Annotated in this window: 17 protein-coding genes; 9 read left to right on the plus strand and 8 right to left on the minus strand. The window is 72.6% G+C overall.

Translation table 11 applies throughout. From position 1 onward, the window contains the following. The first annotated feature begins 89 nt into the window (after positions 1–89). From ACFY04_RS17360 to ACFY04_RS17375, 4 genes are all read left to right on the plus strand, one after another. Complete coding sequence (locus ACFY04_RS17360; protein WP_389117522.1) at positions 90–827, plus strand: ArsR/SmtB family transcription factor; 738 nt, start codon at positions 90–92, stop codon at positions 825–827. A 71-nt stretch (positions 828–898) separates the two neighbouring features. After that, positions 899–1,840 carry a DMT family transporter gene (locus ACFY04_RS17365; protein WP_389117524.1) on the plus strand — a complete coding sequence of 314 codons (942 nt, stop codon included), beginning with the start codon at positions 899–901 and terminating at the stop codon, positions 1,838–1,840. 94 nt (positions 1,841–1,934) lie between these two features. Further along, the gene (locus tag ACFY04_RS17370) at positions 1,935–2,864 is read left to right on the plus strand and encodes a ketopantoate reductase family protein (RefSeq protein ID WP_389117526.1); all 930 of its coding nucleotides are present in this window, start codon (positions 1,935–1,937) and stop codon (positions 2,862–2,864) included. Positions 2,865–3,003: 139 nt separating this feature from the next. After that, a complete protein-coding gene (locus tag ACFY04_RS17375) occupies positions 3,004–3,516 on the plus strand; it encodes a hypothetical protein (protein ID WP_389117528.1) in 513 nt (170 codons plus the stop codon). A 35-nt stretch (positions 3,517–3,551) separates the two neighbouring features. Here the strand turns inward: ACFY04_RS17375 and ACFY04_RS17380 are convergent, their stop codons facing one another. After that, positions 3,552–3,896, minus strand: a complete 345-nt coding sequence (locus ACFY04_RS17380; protein WP_389117530.1) for a hypothetical protein — start codon at positions 3,894–3,896, stop codon at positions 3,552–3,554. Between the two features lie 536 nt (positions 3,897–4,432). Here ACFY04_RS17380 and ACFY04_RS17385 point away from each other — a divergent pair. The 3 genes from ACFY04_RS17385 to ACFY04_RS17395 all read left to right on the plus strand — a co-directional run bounded on the left by ACFY04_RS17385 (position 4,433) and on the right by ACFY04_RS17395 (position 8,768). Next, positions 4,433–5,926 (plus strand): IMP dehydrogenase, encoded by a 1,494-nt coding sequence (locus ACFY04_RS17385; RefSeq protein ID WP_389117533.1) that lies wholly within the window; start codon positions 4,433–4,435, stop codon positions 5,924–5,926. Between the two features lie 280 nt (positions 5,927–6,206). After that, positions 6,207–7,439, plus strand: coding sequence for an FAD-dependent oxidoreductase (locus ACFY04_RS17390; protein ID WP_389117536.1), 1,233 nt, complete (start codon positions 6,207–6,209; stop codon positions 7,437–7,439). A gap of 105 nt (positions 7,440–7,544) precedes the next feature. Beyond that, positions 7,545–8,768, plus strand: a complete 1,224-nt coding sequence (locus ACFY04_RS17395) for a cytochrome P450 (protein WP_389117537.1) — start codon at positions 7,545–7,547, stop codon at positions 8,766–8,768. 74 nt (positions 8,769–8,842) lie between these two features. Here the strand turns inward: ACFY04_RS17395 and ACFY04_RS17400 are convergent, their stop codons facing one another. Continuing rightward, the gene (locus ACFY04_RS17400) at positions 8,843–9,523 is read right to left on the minus strand and encodes a M15 family metallopeptidase (RefSeq protein ID WP_389117539.1); all 681 of its coding nucleotides are present in this window, start codon (positions 9,521–9,523) and stop codon (positions 8,843–8,845) included. Further along, positions 9,520–10,800 carry a PP2C family protein-serine/threonine phosphatase gene (locus tag ACFY04_RS17405; protein WP_389117541.1) on the minus strand — a complete coding sequence of 427 codons (1,281 nt, stop codon included), beginning with the start codon at positions 10,798–10,800 and terminating at the stop codon, positions 9,520–9,522. Before ACFY04_RS17405 ends, ACFY04_RS17400 begins: the two co-directional genes overlap by 4 nt. Before the next feature lie 278 nt (positions 10,801–11,078). Between ACFY04_RS17405 and hemC the strand changes: the two genes are divergently transcribed. Both hemC and ACFY04_RS17415 read left to right on the plus strand, forming a co-directional pair. Further along, on the plus strand, positions 11,079–12,011 hold the full coding sequence (hemC, locus tag ACFY04_RS17410) for a hydroxymethylbilane synthase (protein ID WP_389117543.1): 933 nt from the start codon (positions 11,079–11,081) through the stop codon (positions 12,009–12,011). A gap of 529 nt (positions 12,012–12,540) precedes the next feature. Then, positions 12,541–13,641: a helix-turn-helix domain-containing protein gene (locus ACFY04_RS17415; protein ID WP_389117545.1), complete on the plus strand. Its 1,101-nt coding sequence runs from the start codon at positions 12,541–12,543 to the stop codon at positions 13,639–13,641. 169 nt (positions 13,642–13,810) lie between these two features. Here ACFY04_RS17415 and ACFY04_RS17420 read toward each other — a convergent pair whose 3' ends face one another. The 5 genes from ACFY04_RS17420 to ACFY04_RS17440 all read right to left on the minus strand — a co-directional run bounded on the left by ACFY04_RS17420 (position 13,811) and on the right by ACFY04_RS17440 (position 19,309). Then, positions 13,811–15,247: a serine/threonine-protein kinase gene (locus ACFY04_RS17420; RefSeq protein WP_389117547.1), complete on the minus strand. Its 1,437-nt coding sequence runs from the start codon at positions 15,245–15,247 to the stop codon at positions 13,811–13,813. Between the two features lie 5 nt (positions 15,248–15,252). After that, entirely contained in the window at positions 15,253–16,071 is an 819-nt protein-coding gene (locus tag ACFY04_RS17425) for a serine/threonine protein kinase (RefSeq protein WP_389117549.1), read from the minus strand. A gap of 111 nt (positions 16,072–16,182) precedes the next feature. Continuing rightward, entirely contained in the window at positions 16,183–16,743 is a 561-nt protein-coding gene (locus tag ACFY04_RS17430; protein WP_389117551.1) for a hypothetical protein, read from the minus strand. 17 nt (positions 16,744–16,760) lie between these two features. Continuing rightward, a complete protein-coding gene (locus tag ACFY04_RS17435) occupies positions 16,761–18,275 on the minus strand; it encodes a peptidoglycan DD-metalloendopeptidase family protein (RefSeq protein ID WP_389117791.1) in 1,515 nt (504 codons plus the stop codon). A gap of 44 nt (positions 18,276–18,319) precedes the next feature. Next, positions 18,320–19,309, minus strand: a complete 990-nt coding sequence (locus ACFY04_RS17440) for an alpha/beta hydrolase (RefSeq protein WP_389117553.1) — start codon at positions 19,307–19,309, stop codon at positions 18,320–18,322. Positions 19,310–19,518 lie beyond the last annotated feature (209 nt).

The following is a 19,518-nucleotide window of genomic DNA, read 5'->3' on the forward strand; positions in this document are numbered from 1 at the left end:
TGTGGCGGGCGGACCCCCGGTCGCGACAGTGGACCTCAGCCTGTACAGATCGTTCGTTGTTTGCCGAAATCATGGGGCATCCTGGACTTATGAACGAAACGCATCCAGGGGCGACGCCCACGGGCGGAGCGGCCCCCGCGGCCCTGCTGGCCGCCTTCGCCGCCGCCCTGGCCGACGAGACGCGGGCCGCGATCTGCATGACGCTGCTGGAGGGGCGCGCCTGGACCGCGGGCGAGCTGGCCCGGATCACCTCGGTGGCGCCCTCCACCATCAGCGGCCATCTGACCCGGCTGCTCGACGCGGGCATCTGCGTGACCGAGCGGCAGGGCCGCCACAGCTACGTGCGCATCGCCGACGGCGCGATCGCCCGCCTGCTCGACGAGCTCGCCTCGCACGCCGTCCCGGACCGGGACGCGGCGCACGCCGTGCCCGTGGTCGCCGCGCCGGACCCGCTGGCCCGCGCCCGGACCTGCTACGACCACTTCGCCGGGCGGCTGGGCATGGCGGTGACCGACGCGATGGAGCGGCGCGGCCTGCTGCGCACGCAGGACGTGTTCGAACTGACGGAGGCCGGCCGGGTCTGGTGCGCCGAAGCGGGCATCAGCCTGGCCGGCGAGGGGCGCAGGCGGCTGGCGAGTTCCTGCCTGGACTGGACCGAGCGGCGCCGCCACCTGGGCGGCCTCGCCGGGGCGCGGCTGTGCGCGCGGGCATCGGAGGAGAAGTGGGTGGTGCGCCCTGCGGGCGGCGGACGGGCACTGGAGGTGACCGACGCCGGGGAGCGGGCCTTCGGCGAGCTGCTGGGGCTCACACCGGAGGCGTGGAGCTGAGCCGTGCCTCCCGGCGCACCGGGGGCATTAATTCGGTCGACACCGAAATGTTGCGGTCGTAGGGTGGGCTCATGACGTTCCGCTCGAGTTCGATCCCGCCCGGCGCCCTCACGGTCGGCGCCGTCACCTTCACGGTGTTCGCCTGGGCCTCCGCCTTCGTCTCCATCCGCAGCGCGGGGGCCGCGTACTCGCCCGGCGCCCTGGCCCTCGGCCGGCTGCTGGCCGCCTCGCTGGTGCTCGTGGTGCTGCTCCTCATCAGCCGCCAGGGCCTGCCGCCCCGCGAGGCCTGGCGCGGGATCCTGGTGTCGGGTGTGGTGTGGTTCTGCGGCTACACGATCGTCCTGAACTGGGGTGAACGACTGGTCGACGCGGGCACGGCGTCGCTGCTCGTGAACATCGGGCCCATCCTCATGGCGCTCCTCGCGGCCCGTCTCCTCGGCGAGGCCCTGCCCCCGCGGCTCCTGGTGGGCATGGCCGTCTCCTTCGCCGGAGCGGTGGTCGTGGGCCTGTCCATGTCATCCGGGAACGGCGGCTCCACCTCGGTACTCGGGGTCGTACTCTGCCTGCTCGCCGCCGTGGCCTACGCATCCGGCGTCATCGCCCAGAAGCCCGCGCTCTCCTACGGCACTCCCCTGCAGGTCACCACCTTCGCCTGCCTGACGGGAACCGTGGCCTGCCTGCCCTTCACGGGCCTGCTGTTCGCGGAGCTGCCCGAGGCGCCGATGTCCGCGACCCTGAACATGCTCTACCTGGGTGTGGTGCCGACCGCCCTCGCCTTCACCACCTGGACCTACGCCCTGGCGCGCATGCCCGCCGGAAAGCTGGGGGCGACCACGTACGCCGTCCCGGCCATCGTCGTGCTGCTGAGCTGGGCCCTCCTGGGCGAGGTACCGGCCTGGCTGACCCTGCTCGGCGGGGCGCTCTGCCTGGCCGGTGTAGCCGTCTCCCGGTACGCGCCGCGCGCCTCGCGGACTCCCGCCGAGGACAGCCCGCTCGGCGCGGGCCGGACCTGACCCATCCCTGTCTCCTTCCTCTTCCCTCCCCTCCCCTCCCCTCCCCTCCCCTCCCCTCCCTCGCGACCGCACCTCCCACGAAAGGCACCCCTTCATGAGGATCCTCACGGTCGGCGCCGGCGCCGTCGGCGGCTTCTTCGGCGCCCGGCTCGCGACAGCGGGCCAGGACGTCTCCTTCCTGGTCCGACCGGCCCGTGCGAAGGCCCTGGATGCCCGCGGGCTGCGCGTGGCGGGTCAGGGAGAGCAGCTCCACCTCACGCCGAATCTGGTCACGGCCGGCGCCGTGGGCGGACCCTACGACCTGGTCCTGCTCTCGGTGAAGGCGACCGCCCTGCACACGGCCCTTGCGGACATCGAACCCGCCGTTGGCCCGGACACCTCCGTCGTACCCCTGCTGAACGGGGTCGCCCATCTCGACCCGCTCGTCGCGCGACTGGGGGCCGGAGCAGTCCTCGGCGGCGTCGCGAAGGTGGTCACCACCTGGAGCGACGACGGCGACATCCTCCGCATGGCCCCGCCCTCGGTCATCCTGACCGGCGAGCTCGACGCACGCCCGTCGGCCCGCGTGGACGCGATCCGCGGCGTGCTGGCCGAGGCCGGCATCGACTCACCGGCGACCGAGGACATCGTCGCGGCCATGTGGCACAAGTGGGTCTTCATCTCCACCCTCGTCGCCCTGACCTGCCTGATGCGCGGCACGGTCGGAGAGGTGAACGCCGTTCCGGGCGGGGCGGCCCTGGCCGGGGCGCTGATCTCCGAAACCGCAGCGGTGGCGGAGGCCGCGGGCCATCCGGTGACCGAGGCAGAGCTCGCCTTCACCGCGTCTACCGTCACGAGCCCCGGCTCCCCGCTCACCCCGTCCCTGTACCGCGACCTGGTCGCCGGAGCGCCGACGGAGGCCGACCACGTCCTGACCGACCTCACCCTCCGCGCCCGCGCCCTGGGGGTGGCCACTCCCCTGCTGGACCTCGCCGCCCTCCAGCTGCGCGTCCACGAACACCGCCTCGCCGTGGGACGCCCCTGAAGCCCCTGAAGCCCCTGAAGCCCCTCGCCCTCATCCCGCGGAACGCCGTACGCACTCACCCGGATGCCCGGCCCATTGGGCATCCGGGCCGCCGGGCCTTTGACTGGGAGGTCCGGAGGCCCGGAACACCCTTGGAGGCATGGTGACGGCGGTCGCGTGGATGCGTGGTACGGCAGGTGCGGTGGTGCTGTCGGCGGTGGTGCTCGGCGCCGCAGGCTGTTCGGACGGTGACGGCACCCCGTCGGGCGCCGTGTCGAGCGCCGCGTCGGCGGTGAAGTCCGCCGGCGAGGCGGTCTCGTCGGCCGCGGCCGAGGCGTCGAAGGCCGCCGAATCGGCGGCCGCCGCCGCGAAGGGCAAGCTCGCCGAGGTGAAGGACGGGGTCGATGCCAAGGACGAGGTGTCCTTGGGCTCGGTGACCACCGACGGCGACGGATACACGACGGTCCCCGTGACGGCACGGAACACCGACGACGCGACGAAGTCCTTCGCGGTGCAGGTCGAGTTCAAGGACGAGAGCGGCAATCTCATCGACACCGTGATCGTGACGATCACGGACGTCGCCGGGAAGGGCACAGGGCAGGGAACGGCCCGCAGCACGCACAAACTGTCGGGCACGGTCTCGGCTCAGACCGGCACGGCCCTTCGCTACTGAGCCCGGGCCGCCCCCGGCCGCGCTGCCTTCCAGGCTCAGCAGTTGTTGCCCACCGCGTCGATCTTCGAGCCGAAGCGGCCGCTGTAGTTGCTCGCGTAGTCGCCGCTGCGGACCGGTCGGCACTCCTTGCCGGTCGCCCAGTCGATGAAGGCCCCGCTCCTGTTGGCCCGGAACGACCCCACGTGGTCCACGAACCTGCTGGGGAGGTCCACGTAGCCGCCACGCCAGACGTAGAGCTCCCCGGTCCCGTCCTGGTACCGCCACAGACAGATCGCGTTGGCGGGGCACCCGGGCAGGGCCTGGGCGGGTGTGGTGGAGGTGAGCGAGACAAGCGCCACCCCGCCGGCGACCAACAGGGTGCGTAAGTGACGTGCCCTCATAAGGGTCCTCCTCTTCGTACCGTTTGTCTCCCATAGTCCTCGCCCGGGCGCCGGTGCGGGCGGCAACGCCCCGATCCGCCGCGCCTCTTCACCACATCTCCCCGAGCGGTGCGGCGATACTTCTGGGTCAGCGACGTCGGCGATGAGGCCCGGCACGCGTCCTGACGCCGCCGGCTCCAGGCTGCGTACGGTCGGGGCGTGGCGGCCAAGTACGAGGAGGGGAAGCCGACTTCGAGGCTGCCGCTCTCGGCGCTTTGCGCGCCGACGAGGCGAACAGGGGCAGTGCGGTAAGATCACGTATGGCGCAATGGAAGTCAGCGCCTGTGCAACACCACGCGGAGGATCCGGGTCTGCCGTGCCTTCGCCGCCGATTCGGCCGCGCGTGCGAGCACTGCTCTGCCGGGTGCGCCCGCTCTGAGGATCTCCAGAGCGCATTCTTCCGATGGTGCGCCACCGGTCGGCATCGATCCGCACCGCCCGTACGAGCCTCGCCGATCCGTCGTTGACCGGCGCCCAGGCTCCTTGCTGGAGACAATGTGAAAATCCTCCCCGAGATTTCTCGTACGCTGAGCGAATACCTCCTCATCCCGGGCCTGACCACAGAAGACTGCACGCCGGACAATGTGGATCTCGGGGCGCCGCTGGTACGTCACCGGGTCGGCGAGGAGCCGAGAGTTCGGGTCGCCACGCCCATGGTGAGCGCCATCATGCAGGCGGTGTCGTCACCGACGCTGGCGGTGGCACTGGCGCAGGTCGGCGGGTTGTCGTTCATCCACCAGAATCAGCAGATCGAGGACCAGGCCGCGGACGTGCTGGCGGTGAAGCGGCACAAGGCCGGCTTCCGGACCAGCGAGATCACCGTGGCACCGCAGACGCCTCTCGGTGAGGTCGCCCGGCAGCTGTCCGAGGCCGAGCAGGGCGTGGCGGTGGTCACGCAGAGCGGGGACGCGGACGGCGAGTTCCTGGGGATCATCAGCCTCGACGACTTCCATCTGGAGCGTCACGGGGCTTCCGAGACCGCCGGCAACCGGATGCGGGGCCACGCCGGCCTGGTCACCGCGTCGGCCTCGGTCTCCCTGACCGAGGCGAATGAGCTGATCTGGCAGCACCATCTGGACGTTCTGCCGGTGATCGAGGACGGCCGGGTCGTCTCCTTGGTCCTCAAGAAGGACTATCAGGCCCACAAGACGTACCACCGCGCGACGGTGGACGGCGAAAAGCGTCTGCGTGTGGGTGCCGGTATCAATTCCCGTGACTTCAAGGACCGCATTCCCGCCCTGCTGGAGGCCGGCGCGGACGTGCTGTGTCTGGACTCCTCCGACGGCTATTCCGTACACCAGGCGAGGACCCTCGAATTCGCCCGGGAGACGTTCGGGGATGATGCTTTCGTCGGCGCGGGGAATGTCGTCGACGGCAGGGCCTTTCGCTACCTGGCCGATGCGGGCGCGGCGTTCGTGAAGGTCGGGATCGGCGGCGGGGCCATCTGCACCACCCGGGCGCAGAAGGGCATCGGCCGCGGGCAGGCCTCCGCGCTGCTCGATGTGGTCGGGGCGCGCGACGCATACGCCCGGGAGACCGGTGTGTACGTGCCGCTGTGCTGCGACGGCGGCTTGCTCAACGACTCGCACATGGCGATGGCGCTGGCGATGGGGGCGGACTTCATCATGCTCGGCCGCTACTTCGCCCGGCTCGACGAGAGCCCGTCGCGGAAGCTGCAGATCGGCAGCCAGTGGTACAAGGAGTACTGGGGTGAGGGCTCGCGGCGCGCGCAGAACGCAGCCCGGTACGGCCAGCGCGGCCAGATGGTCTTCGAAGAGGGCGTCGACGGCTACGTGCCCTACGCCGGCAGCCTGTACGACAACGTGGAGCGGACCCGGGCGAAGCTCACCTCGACGATGATCAGCTGCGGGTCGACCAACCTGCGGGACTTCCACCGCGATGCGCTGCTCGTACCGGTGTCCGCAGAGTCGTTCAAGCAGACGGGCGCCGAGGTACAGCTGCGCCAGCCCACCATCGACTCCGGAGAGTGATCTGACCGGCCCCGGGCCGCGGCCCGGGCGAAGCGGCCCCGGGCCCCGACCCTGATGAGGGTCGGGGCACGGGGCCGCCTGCCGTCAGAGGGTGGGGCGCGGGGCGGTCGCGGGCCAGCGGTCCGTGGGGTCCGGGGATCGCCGAGGATGCGGGCGTGGAGGTGTTCGCCAGGACGCCTCACGGAACCCGGATGGCTCTTCGCCGTTACGGCTGGCGGCGCCCTGGGCGCGGTATACGTCCTCTGGGGGTGACCCGATGCCGGCGAAGGGAGTGGGTTGCGTGGAACGAACCACCTGCTGTGTGGTGGGAGGAGGGCCCGCCGGGATGGTGCTGGCCCTGTTGCTGGCCCGGGCCGGGGTGGAGGTGACCGTGCTGGAGAAGCACGGCGACTTCCTGCGCGACTTCCGCGGGGACACCGTGCACCCGTCCACCCTGTCACTGCTGGACGACATCGGCCTGGCGGAACGCTTCGCCCGGCTGCCGCAGCGACGGGTGAGCTCGGTGCAGCTGCCCATCGGGCCGGACCGGTCCCTCGTCACGGTCGGGGACATCGGGGCGCTGCGGGGAAAGTACAACTACATCGCGATGGTGCCGCAGTGGGACCTGCTCGACCTGCTCGCCGACGAAGCGGGCCGGGAGCCTTCCTTCCACCTGCGCATGAACACCGAGGCGACGTCCTTCCTGATCGAGCGTGGCAGGGTCACGGGCGTGCGGTACCGGACCTCGGACGGCGGCACCGGCGAGCTCAGGGCCTCGCTGACCGTGGCCTGCGACGGACGCGGCTCGCTGGCCAGAGCGCTGCCCGAGCTGGGGCTGGAGGACTTCCCGTGCCCGCTGGACGCCTGGTGGTTCCGGATGCCGCGCCGCGAGGAGGACCCCAGCGGGCTCGTCGGCGGCATCGGGGACAGGCTGTTCGTCGCCCTCATCGACCGCGGCGACTACTGGCAGTGTGCGGCGCTCATCCCCAAGGGCTCCGACGCCGGGCGCCGCGCCGAAGGCCTGGAGCCGTTCATGGCGCAGTTCTCGGAGGCCGTCCCGTGGCTGGCCGACCGGGCCCATGCCGTCACTTCCTGGGACGAGGTCAAACTGCTCGACGTACGGCTCGACCGGCTGCGCCGCTGGCACCGCCCGGGGCTGTTGTGCATCGGCGACGCCGCCCATGCCATGTCGCCGGTGTTCGGCATCGGCATCAACCTCGCCGTGCAGGACGCGGTGGCCGCGGCCCGCCACCTCGTGGGCCCGTTGCGCGACGGCACCGTAGGGCTCCGGGACGTACGCCGCGTGCAGTGCCGGCGCCTGCCCACCACCGTGGCGACCCAGGGGCTCCAGCGCCTCGCGCACGCCAAGGTCATCGGGCCGCTGCTGGCCGGCCGTGCCGCGTTCGGCAACCCCCGGCGGGCCAAGCGGCTGACCGAGCTCCTCACCGACTCTCGCCGGCTGAACCGGCTGCCGGCCTACTTCCTCGCCTACGGGGCCCTGCGCGAGCGGCCCCCGAGGGAATCACTCCGCTGACCTCAGCTCCGCCTCACCTCGCCGGAGGCCGAAAAGTGACGTATCGGGATGGTCAGGCCGATAACCTCGCTCTCACAGCGAGGACGACACGCTCCGGGAGGCCTCATGAGTGAGCAGCAGCCGACCCTTCTGCCGTACGCCGACCCCGCCTTCGTCGCGGATCCGTTCCCCCTCTACCGGCAGCTGCGCGAGGACGGCCCCGTGCGCCGCGTCGTCGTCGCGGGCGGCCTGGACGCCTGGCTCGTCACGCGCTACGAGGACGGACTCGCGGCCCTGTCCGACTCCCGCCTCAGCAGCGACGTGCGCGATGCCTCGGACAGCCGGATCCTGCGGCAACTGCCCGAAACGGAACGCGATTCGATGCTGAGCAACATGCTCCGCAGCGACCCGCCCGACCACACCCGTCTGCGCCGCCTGGTCTCCAAGGCGTTCACCGCCCGCCGCGTGGCGGGGATGCGGCCACGGATCCAGGCCATCACCGACGGTCTGCTGGACGCGGTCGTCCCGGCCGGACATGCCGATCTGGTCGCCGACTTCGCGCTTCCGCTCCCGGTCACGGTGATCAGCGAGCTGCTCGGGGTCCCGGTGGACGAGCGCCGCGACTTCCAGCACTGGACGGACCGGATGCTCAGGCGGGGAGCGGAGCCGCCGGATCCCGCCGTGGTGAACGAGGCGTGGCAGCACATGCGCGCCTACGTGACCGGGCTCATCCATGCCAAACGGGCGCACCCCGGGGACGACCTGCTCAGCGGCCTCGTCACCGCCCGCGATGCGGAACAGCGGCTGAGCGAGGACGAGTTGATCGCCATGGTGTTCCTGCTGCTGGTCGCCGGCTACATCACCACGGTCAACCTGATCGGCACCGGCATCGCCACGTTGCTGGCCCACCCGGACCAGCTCGGCCTGCTGCGTTCCGACCCCGAGCTGCTGCCGGGCGCGATCGAGGAGTTCCTCCGCTACGACGGCCCGGTCAGCCCCGGCATCGCGCGGTTCGCGCGCGAGGACGTCGAGATCGCCGGGGTGGCCGTCCCGCGCGGGGCGACCGTACTGATCGGCTCGGCCGTCGCCGACCGCGACCCGAAGCGGTTCCCCGACCCCGACCGCCTCGACATCACCCGCCAGGACAACGCCCACCTCGCGTTCGGGCACGGCATCCACTACTGCCTGGGGGCTCCGCTGGCCCGGCTGGAGGGTCAGATCGCCATCGGCACGGTCCTGCGCCGGCTCCCCGGGCTCGCCCTCGCCACGGACCCGGACGGGATCCGCCGACGCCCCGGCGGACTGCGCGGCCCCGAGAGCCTGCCGGTCACCTTCACCCCGGGCGGCTGAGGCCGGCGCCTCCCGGCTCGGACACCGCCGGGCGGTCCAGTGCTGTGACCGGAAGGGTTCACCGGGCCACAGCGCTAGCCACCCTGCTCGGAGAAGTGCTGGTAGTCCGGAGGGGTCCAGCGGCCGCCCCAGTACCAGCCGATCTCCCGGAAGGCCCGGGTCACGACCCCGTCGGGGGTGATCATCCCGGGGCGGGCGCGGCCGCGGTCGAGATGGGTGCGGCCGTTCGGGGGATGGCTGATGCCCCGGACGTCGACGTACGGGTTCTCGACCGGGTTGATGTCGATGGCGTCGCCCCAGGAGTGCCGGGAGAGCCGGCCCGGGTCTCCGGTGACCGGCCGGCAGTTGAAGGCGGAGGTGTTGTCGTCGGCCATCGCCGCGGCGTCGCTGCCTCCGTACTCGGCCATCACCCGCATGCGGCGGATCGGGAAGCGGGCGGCGAAGGCCTTTCCGAAGGCCCGCAGGACGGGGGCGACCACGTCCTCGTGGACCACCAGTTCGCCGCTGTGCACCTTGCCGTCGAAGCCCCAGTGGTTCATCCGGACGAGCTTCAGCCGCTCCGGCGGCACGGGGCAGCCGGGGTGGTGGGTGGTGCCCAGTTTCTCCGGGGGGACGGCCGTGACGTGCGCGGACAGCGTCTTCACCTCGGGCTCGGGCGCGACCTGGAAGCGCGACTCGGACCTTGCCCCTGTGCATGACAACGCCGTCACGCACAGGGTGCCGGTCAGGGCGACGCAGGCGAGGCGATGGCTCACCGTTCCACCGTAGGTTCGCCCGGCCCTCCGGGCATGCCGGAGGGGGTGGCTCCAGGGTCCGCGGGCGGGCGGGGGCGGGCCCGGGCGGCGAGTACGGCGACGTCGTCCTCCGCGTGCCGGGCGTCGAGGCCCTCCACGACGGCGTCCACCACCGCGTTCACCCCGGCCCCCACCGGGGGCCGCACGCCCACCAGCCGGGCCAGTGAGACGTCGATGTCCTCGCCCCGCCGCTCCACCAGCCCGTCGGTGAACATCAGCAGGGTCTCCTGCGGGGTGATGGCGCGCGTGACGGCTTCGTAGCCGCCGATGCCGGTGCCCAGCGGCGGGCCGACCGGGACGTCGACCAGCGAGGCCGAGCCGTCCGCCCCGAAGACCGCCGGCGGCAGGTGGCCGGCGCCGGCGAACATCGCGACGCCGCGCGCGGGATCGACGCGTACGAGCAGGCAGGTCGCCGGCCTGCGGGCCGCGTCGCCGGCGGCCAGCGCGTCGAGCTGGCGCAGTACGCGGTGCGGGGCGAGGTCCGTCGACGCCACGTCGCGCAGGGTGGAGCGGTACGCGTTCATGTCCACGGCCGCGTCGAGCCCGTGGCCCATCACGTCTCCGACCACGAGCAGGGTGCGGCCGTAGTGGAGGCGGATCGTCTCGAACCAGTCGCCTCCCACCAGTGCCCGGGGGCCGGCCGGCAGGTAACGGCTGGCCGTCTCCAGGTTGGGGTGCGGCCGGCCCGGTTCCGACACGAGCGCGCGCTGGAGGTGCGAGACGGTGTCCTCGGTCGCGGCCAGCTGCCGCGCGTGCCCCAGGTGCACCGCCGCCAGCCGGGCCGCGAAGTGGACCGTCGCCGCCTCGTGGTCGCCGAACCCCGCCCGGGCCCGTACGGCGGTCAGCATGCCGTGGACCTGTTCCCGGTCCGGCAGCGGGACGGAGAGGACATGGACCGGCACACCGCCCGCGACCGCCGCCCACTCGGAGAGCTGATGTCCGCCGTCCGACGCCCGCACCGAGGGCGATGCGTCGGCCCCGGCCGTCAGCAGCCCGACGGATCCCGCGGTCGCCACGCGGCGGGAACCGCCGTCCTCCGCCAGGAGATCCACGGCGACCGCGTCACACACGTTCCGGGACAGGAAACCGGCCAGTTCCTGGCAGGTGGTCACCGCGTCGAGGGTCGTACCGATCTGCCCGACGGCGTCCTCCGCCGCCCGGACCCGTGCCCACAACCCCTCGGGCCCACCCTCGGGCACACCCTCGGTCCCGGTGGGCTTCCCGCCACGCTCCGGCAACGGACCTCCTCGCCACGGACCGCCGAAGCAGCCATTCCAGCAGGAGTACCGGTCACAGGCACGCACGCCGCGCCCCGCGGTCTCCGGGCACGCGGGCTTCCGGAGGCGCGGGGCGGGATCGATCGACGCCTCAAACCGTCCGGTCCGGGGAGCACCGGGCGTGGCGCGCCGAGTCCCTCGAACACGTTCGCGACGCGGCCAACTTCCCCGCCCCGCAAGGGCGATGGCCTCACGGCGCCGATGCCCGCCGCCCGGGCCGGAGGGCGTATCGTGCCCGCATGCCCGCTGATCCGATTCGTATCGTCTCCCGCGATTCGCCGATGGCCCTCGCCCAGGTGGAGCGCGTCCGCGCCGAGCTCGCCGCACTCCACCCGGAGATCAGGACCACCGTCCTGCCGGTGAAGACCACCGGCGACAAGTGGATGGGAGACCTCTCACAGGTCGAGGGCAAGGGCGCGTTCACCAAGGAGGTCGACGCCGCGATCCTGGCCGGTGAGGCCGACCTCGCCGTGCACTGCGTCAAGGACGTCCCGGCCGACCGTCCGCTGCCCGCCGGAACCGTCTTCGCGGCGTTCCTGGAACGCGACGACATCCGCGACGCCCTGATCCACCCGGAGGGGCTCACCCTCGACCGCCTTCCGCCCGGTACCCGCATCGGGACCTCCTCCGTGCGCCGGATCGCCCAGCTCGCCGCCGCGTACCCGCACATGGAGTGCGTACCGATGCGAGGGAACACCAACAGGCGCCTGGAGAAGCTCGCCGCCGGTGAGGCGGACGCGCTCCTCCTGGCGGTCGCCGGCCTCCACCGCATCGGCCGCGCGGACGCCATCACGGAGATCGTTCCGGTGGACACCCTGATGCCGCCGATCGGCGCCGGCGTCCTCGCGCTCCAGTGCCGGGAGGACGACGCCGGACTCATCGACACCGTCAGCGCCCTCGGCCATCCGGACACGCACCGCGAGACGGTCGCCGAGCGGATGCTCCTCCACGTCCTCCAGGGCCACTGCAACAGCCCGATCGCGGGGTACGCGCGGGCTGAACGCGGAGGGGATCTCTCCCTGCGCGCCTGCGTGTTCTCGCCGGACGGCAAGGAGGTCCTGAACGCGCACGAGTGGGCGGGCCGCCTCGACCCGGCCACCCTCGGCACCTCCGTCGCCGTCGCCCTCCTCCGGCAGGGCGCCCGAGAGCTGATCGACAGCATTCCGCACTGACCCCACCCCCGTGCGGGTCGGTGCGTCCGGACGAACCCGGCGTGGGCCGGCGGCCGTGCCCGGCCCGGCCCGCCTCGGTGTCCCGCACTGCCCAGACCCCCGTCCGGGGCAGTGCGTTCACCGGGGCCCGGCCGACATCACGCCGGGCTCGGCGCCGTCGTCGCGGACACGGCGCCCTATGCGGCCGCCGGGGCCGTCGCCCACGCTGCCAGGGCGGCCAGCGCGAAATCGTCTCGGGTCAACTCCACGGACACTCCTCGTAGAACGGATCACTGGCAGGTTCCCCGCAGGGGAAGTCACCTTCGGACAGCGGCTCTTCGGCGCGGTGCACCTGGCCGGCGGCCCGGCTGTCCGTACCCCGCGAGAACGATCACCACGCTACGGCCGCGCGAACCGCCGGGCCCAGGGCAGCTCGCGCCAGCCAGGGGACCGTCCGCGCCACGGGGGACTCCACACGCCGAGTTGGGGACATCCGGCGCCAGGCCGGGCCGATGATCTGGTCATTTCTGCTGGTCTATGCTCAGCCCCTGTGATCACGCAAGCACACCACGGAACCACCTCCTCCGCCATCACCCGGCTGAGCATCACCGCGGCGCGCCTGTTCGGCATACCCGCGCACGGGTACGCGCACCTGCTGGGCCTGGCACCCGAGCACCTCAACGACGACCTGTGCCGGATGCCCGCGGCCACGGGCATCCGCATCGCCGAACTGACGACCGTCCGCGTCCCCTGGCCCGAATTGTCCCTGCTGCTGGCCGAGCAGTCGGGCGTCGGCACCCTCGGCGTCTGGGACTACCTGATCACCTCGGCGCCCACCCCGCTCGAAGGAATCCGGGACGCGGCCGCCTACCTCTCGATCGTCGCCGACCCCAGCACCGACACCTTGCGGATCACCGAGGACGGCGAACAGATCGTCATCAGCCACGTCAACGAGGCGGATCAGAGCTACGAGCCGGCCTGCGCCATCCGCGCCTACGCGCTCGGCCTGTACCAACGGCGTCTCAGCGCCGCCGCACAGCGCTCGCTGGTCCCCCTCCGTGTCACCCTGGCCGCCAGGACACCCCGTCGGCACGAGGCCCTGGTCGAGCTGTACGGCACCCGCAACATCGAGTTCGAGGCCCTGACCAGCTCCATCACCTTCCTCGCCTCCGACCTGACCGGGCCGACACCGCACGCGCAGCCCGGCCTGTCGACCGTGCTGCGAAGACACGCCGACCAGACCCTCGCCGCCGCGATCCCGCTGCACAACTGGCTGGACCTCTTCCGCACCGCGCTGGCCTCCGTCCACGACGAGACCGTTCCGACGCTGCCCGCGGTGGCACGGCGCATGGCCGTCAGTACGAGAACCCTCCAGCGCCGCCTCGACGAACACGACACCACGTGGAGCAACGAGGTGGAGGCCGCGCGCCGGGACCAGATCACACGGCTGCTCCACGGCACCGACCTCAGCGTCGACGCGATCGCCGCTCGCAGCGGCTACGCCGACGCGCGCGCCCTGCGCCGGGCGGTACAGCGCTGGTACGGCACCACGCCCGCCGCCCTGCGCCGAACCGGTCGCCCAGGTCCGGCCGGCACGTCCGGGGAGCCCGCCCCGGAAAGCCGTGGCCCGGTGACGCGGCCCGTGCCTTGACCGGCCGCATGACCGAAACCCCCGCCCGGGACGGCGCCGCTCTCGATGCCCGCAGCGCGATCCTCGCGGACGCGCTTCCCTGAACATGCCCCGTGCTGCCGCCCGTCGGGGTCATGCGCGCCGCCCGTCTCCCTCGCCGTGCGGCCAACAGGTAGGAAAGTTACGGGCACTAACCCTCTGCGGGCGCCGGGCAACTCGGGAGTTCCGGGCGGTCCTTCGTCCGTACGGCCGGCAGCCACGCCCTGGCGTCCCGGTCCGGACCTGGCAGACGAACCCTGAACCAGTGCGTGGACTGCAGGTCCGACTCGTCGATGACGGCCTCGCCGCGCAGCAGTTGGCAGTCGGCGTCAAGGACGTCGGCGTGCCAGACCCGGGTCGGTACGACGTTTCCCGCGGTGTAGGGCCGCATGGGGTCGACCGCCAGGCCGAGACTGCACTGCGGGTCCCGGTCCGCCCGGTCCTGGCAGGCCCGTTCGGCGTTGAACACCCGGATCCGGTGGGGTGGTTCCTCGGCCGTCTCCCGGGCGGCGTACGACCAGACGGCGGAAGAGACCGCCCCGCACGCCGCCACGGCGAGGAGGACGGCCCGCGTCGTCCGCCCGAGGCGGACCGGCCGGTTCCGGCGGGCCGACCCGTTCCGGCGGGCCGGCCCGGACTCACCCGCCCGGTGGGCGGTGATCCGCTCCAGCAGGCTCGCGGCGGTGTGCGCGGCGCGGGCGGCGTGCGTCGGTGCGAGGCAGTCTGCGGCGAGTGCCCGCCAGAACTCCGGGATCCCATGGGCCATGCGCAGTGGCGCGCGCCCCGCCGCGTACTCCTGAACGGCGGCTCCGCGCGCCACCGGTGTGGCGCCGGGGAACAGCGGGGCGCCCGATGCGAAGACCTCGTGGATCACGATGCCCAGGGCCCAGATGTCGGCGCTCGGGCGGATCTCCACGCCCTGCTCCCCCAGCTGGGCCTTCCAGCGCTCGGGCGGGAGGTAGTCCAGGGTGCCCATCGGGGGCGCGTACCCGTGCGTACCGGTCAGCTCCGTGGCGAGCCCGAAGTCCGAGAGCCTGACCGAACCGTCCTCGCCGATGAGGACGTTCTCGGGCTTGAGGTCGGCGTGCACCCAGCCGACGCGGTGCAGGTGGGCCAGTCCCTCGCAGATCCCGGTGATCAGCCGGCCGCCTTCGGCCTCGGTCACCCCGGAGTCGAGCAGGTCCCGCAGGCTGCCCGTGGCACGCTCCATGACCAGCACGATGGCCCCGTCCAGGGCCGGGTGGTCCGGTGCGGTCAGGACGGTGCTGTCGAGCAGCCGGACGAGGCGCGGATGCCCCGCGCGGACTCCGATCTCGACCTCGCGCCGGGCGGCCTCGGCCACGTTCCGGGCCTGGCGCGGGGCGAGTCCGGAGGTCGGCATGATCTTCAGGGCCACCTCCGCGGGCTCCCCGCGCCCCGCTGCTGCCCGCGCCGCGCGCTCGTCGGCCCGGCGGCCGGCGTAGACCGTGGCCCAGCCGCCGGACCCGATCGGTTCAGTGACCACCCAGTCGCCCACCCGGTGGCCCCGGGGCAGCAGTTCGGTGTGGCTGCTGCCCCACGAGGCACCGAGGCCCTGCACCCGTGTCACGTCGCCTACCGCCCCCGTGCGCCCGATTCGGCCCGGGGCGGCAGTAGCGGGAGGTGCTCCTCCCGCACGATGCCGAACCGCAGGGCGATCCCGACGACCGCGTCCCGCTTGCCGTTACGGCGGTCCGCAGCGCCGGTACCGGCACCGGCTTCGGGTGCGGCGGCGCCGGCCGGGACGCCGATCCGCAGCTTCTCGTCGGCCAGGTAGTCGATGTGTGAACTGACCGCGCGCGCCGTCAGCCTGCCGCCGGTGGTGTGTCCCCGCAGACGTTCGACGACCTGCGGGGTGGTGGGCACGGAAACGGGCGACTGGTCGCGCAGCCAGGGCTCGCAGAGGGCGACGAGTACCAGGAAGTACGTGGCCGTCTCGTCCAGGGAGTACGCCGTGACCGTGCGGCTGGCCCAACTGCCACCGGTGCCGGGCGGGTCCAGGTAGACATGGTCGGGGGCGAACACCTGGAAGGAGACCGTGGTGCCGCGCCGCGTGGGCAGCACCACCCGGGCGAACTCGAAGGGAATGGGCGCCCCGGTCCGTCGCGGCGACACCCGCAGGTACTCGCCGGCCCCCTCCGGGTTCTCCACGAGATAGCTCTGGGTGGTGCTGTGGTTGGTCAGCTGCCAGTGGTCGTCGGTGACCCGGATCTCCCCGGCCAGGCGGGAGATCGCCTCGTCGGCGAGGCGCAGCTCGACCGGTGTGGTCGAGGATCCGCGCCCGAACCGTGCGACCTCGCCGGGCCCGAGCCGTAAGGTCACCGCATCGCCGCCCGGCTCCCCGTCGGCGGCGCCGCCGCTCCCCTGCGGCAGATGCACGACTATGCCGCTCACCGTTCCCCCTGTCCGACGTGTTGACAAGACGTCGGACTGGGAACGTTACCGGCTGGAAGCGTGACTGCACGGTGGGACATCGGCCATTTCCGAGGGCGCCCCGCAGTGGCTTCAGCAGACGGGACAGCCTGGCCGGAGCGGTGCGACCAGGCGTTCGCCGAAGGTGCTCCACGGGTGCCGGCCGCCGCTCGGCCGCTCCTGTACGCGGGTGCGTATCCGGCCATCGGCGGTGACGGCGAAGACGTGGAGCCGTCCGGTGGCATCGGCCGTGGGCGGGGCGGCGAGCGGGACTCCGGGCTCGCCGAACTCCTCCCCCTCGGCCCAGGCTCCGCCGGGATCGAGCTGCCGGCGGTGGTCCAGCCGGGCTCCGCCCGGGGACAGGGCGAAGGCCTCCAGCCGGCCGTCGGCGTTGGCGGCGACGACCGGGGGCGCCCCGACCGGTCCGCCGAACGCGCCGTCCCACGCGTCGCAGGTCAGCGAGCCGGGCGACCACTGCCGGCGCCGCGCGAGCGAGGTGCAGCCAGGGGCGGGGACGTGGGTGAGCGGTCCGGCGCCGGTCCACCGGTGGGGTGGACCGGCCTCGGCCTCGGCCGCGGCGGGCGCCGCGGCCGTCGCCGCTCCGGCGACACCCGGCAGGGCGAACACGCCCGCCCCGGCGGCCGCGCCCCGCAACGGGCCTCGTCGGCGGGTCAGTTGACGGCGGGGCCGGCGGTGTTGCCGACCCAGGCCCAGTCGGACCAGGTGGAGAAGCCGGTCTGCCACTTGTGGAAGACACCGGCGCCGCTGGTCCCGAAGACCTCGATACGGCCGTCCGCATTGGTGGTGGCGGTGATTTCCGTGCCACCACCGCCGAAGTCGGCCCATTCGCCGTAGGGCGCGTTGACTCCGGTCTGCCAGGTCTTCATGGCCACGCCGCTGTTGACGGCGAAGACTTCGACACGGCCGTCGGCCGTACGGTCGCTGGTGAGCTGCGCGTCGGCGGGCCCGCCGGAGGGTTCCCACTCGGACCAACTTGCCGCACTGGTCTGGTACTTGTGGAAGACACCGACCGGACCGGAGGCGAAGACCTCCAGGCGGCCGTCGGCATTGTGGTCGACGGTGAGGTCGTGTCCACCGCCCCCGAAGTTCTCCCAGGAAGACCAGCCGCCGTTCACGGCCGTCTGGTACTGGTGCTGGAAGGTGTCCCCGTTGACCGCGAACACCTCCAGCCGACCGTCAGCAGACTTCTCCATCTCGATGCGACCGAGGGCCGGTCCGCCGCCCGTCGGCTCCCATGCGGACCAGCCGCCGTTGGGCGCGCTCTGGTACCGGTGGAAGATCCCGGCCGGACCGGAGGCGAACACCTCGATACGGCCGTCCGCATGGGCACCGGCCGCGATGTCACGGCCCCCGCCCCCGAAGGATTCCCACCCGGACCAGCCGCCCGAGGGCGCGGTCTGATAGCGGTGCTGGAAGGTGCTGCCGTTGATGGCCAGGAGTTCGAGCCGGCCGTCCGCGTTGGGTGAGATGGCGAGCTCGGCGTTGCCCGGGCCGCTCAGCTTCTCCCACGCGGACCAGTCACCGCTGGCGGCCGTCTGCCAGGCGTGGTGGACGCCGTCGGCGCCCCCCGCGAACACCTCCAGCCGGCCGTCCGCCGACCGGGCCGACACCACCCGGCCCGACTCCACCGGATGCACGACCGGGGCCGGACCGGGGCCGGGTCCTTGGCCCGGTGTGCAGGGCATCTCCACGCCGCGCTCGGCGAGGTAGGGGACGGGGTCGGTGCGGATGCTCGTGTTCGCGTCGGCCCAGACCCGCAGATGGAGGTGGGGGCCGCTGGACTGGCCCTCGCTGCCCATGAGAGCGATGCGCTGTCCGGCCGTCACGCGGTCGCCCACGGCGACGTCCCGCTGCTGCATGTGCCCGTACTCGGTCACCGTTCCGTCGCCGTGCCGGATGCGGATCCACTGGCCGTAGCCGGGTTCGTAGCCCGAGATGGTGACCTCGCCGTCGCCCACGGCGTGGATCGGTGTGCCGTAGTCGTTCGCGATGTCGATGCCGTTGTGCGCCTGGCTGTAGTACTGGGATATGAAGCCGGACGTCGGGCACGAGGCGGCGAACCCGGCGGGCCGGGCAGCGGCCGTGGACGGGGCCGCCAGCGCCGGCACCACCGCAGCGGCCGCCGCCAGAACCAGTACCGACGCGGATTGGGATATTCGGGGCATACCGAGAAGCACGTGACGTTCCTCCCCCTGGGTCGTCGAGCCGGTCAGGCCTTGCGGAGCCGCGCGATGATGCCGTTGATGTCGTGGTCCAGCAGGTCGTGGCGGACGAAGTGGCCACCGGGCACCTCGTGCGACTCGTGCGGGATCCCGGCGCGGTCGAGGAGGCCGCGGAACTCCCGCTGACCGGCGAGCACCTGGGTCTCGTTGGCGGTGTCGAACCAGCTGATCGGGTCGGGACTGGTGCCCGCGACCAGGAAGACCCGCTTGTTGCGGTAGCTCTCGATGCGCTGCACCGGGTTGTCCGCGTTCACCCGCGCCTCGTCCCACAGCGGCGCGCCGTAGACCGTACCGCCGCCCAGGTCCAGGGCCGCGGAGGAGAGGTTGGCCCAGTGGGTCACGAGGCCGTTGTCGCGGCGCATGCTGGCCGGGCCGGAGTGGGCGCTGACCGAGGCGAAGTGGCCCCAGTACTTGGCGGCGTACTTCAGCGCGCCGAAGCCTCCCATCGAGAAGCCGCCGACCGCACGGCCGTCGTACTCGGCGAAGGTACGGAAGTTCGCCTCGACCCACGGCAGCAGCTGAGCGATGTGGAAGTGCTCCCAGTTCCGGGGACCGACGTTGGAGCTCACCGGGTTGGAGTACCAGCCCGCGTGGCCGCCGTCCGGCATCACCACGATGATCGGCTTGCCGGCGGTCCAGTCGCGGATGCGCTCCCGGTCGAAGGTGATGAAGTCCTGGTCCGTGCCGCCTCCGTGGAAGAGGTAGAGGACGGGATAGGTGCGTCCGCTCCAGTGGTAGTCGTCGGGGAGCAGCACGTTCACCGCCGGGTCCCAGCCGATGGCGGCGGTGTCGAACCGGTAGTACCACATCCGGTGGTCGTTCTCGTTGCGGTCGACGATGCGCAGGCCGAAGCCGTCGCCGACCGCGGCGGCCGGGGAGGCCGCCGACAGGACGCCCCCGGCGCCCAGGGCCATCGCGGCCGAGAGCCCGCCGGCGGTCTTGAGGATGTTCCTGCGGGTGGGGTGGTTCGCGGCCAACGGGGCCTCCTGGTCGGAAGGGTGCGGCGCCGGGCGGTGGCTACGGATCCGGCTCGCGGCGGTGTGGGCTGGCGGTTGGGAACCTAGCAACGGGGCCCGGACCAGGGGATCCGGAACATTGCGGGATGACAGGCGGGCGCGGCTCGGGTAGCGCTGGTCCAGCTGGGCGGACTCGGCGGGCACGGTGCGCTCGGCATGCTCGGCATGCT

The organism is Streptomyces sp. NPDC001549, assembly GCF_042894025.1.
Lineage (GTDB): Bacteria > Actinomycetota > Actinomycetes > Streptomycetales > Streptomycetaceae > Streptomyces > Streptomyces kutzneri.